At 41.2% G+C, this 289-nt stretch carries 1 pseudogene; it reads right to left on the reverse strand.

The features are described 5' to 3' along the window. Window positions 1–99: 99 nt before the first annotated feature. A pseudogene (locus LI112_RS18650) lies at window positions 100–289 on the reverse strand (chromosome partitioning protein ParB); the annotation flags it as partial.

Consider the following 289-nt stretch of genomic DNA (forward strand, 5'->3'; position numbering starts at 1 on the left):
CCAGTACAGTATCTACGAACACTCCTGCAAACAGGATCAGATACAGAATTACACTTAGCGAAAACAGAAATGCAACCTGTACCCAATCATGGTAACAGTATCTTTCACCTGAAACGGGTGCTCTTTGAACGGACGAAGACGCTCAATCTCAATTTCTATGATTCTTTCTTCGTTTTCTCCTGATTGTCTGTTTGGCTCAGTCATCTTGACTCCTTTCCTCCAGGATTCAGGAACTAAAAAATGCCTGCCTGGAACTTTTATAGATAGTAAAGTTCCAAACAGACATTGC

Origin of the sequence: Blautia sp. 210820-DFI.6.14 (assembly GCF_020558815.1) — a bacterium.
Taxonomy (GTDB): domain Bacteria; phylum Bacillota; class Clostridia; order Lachnospirales; family Lachnospiraceae; genus Blautia_A; species Blautia_A obeum.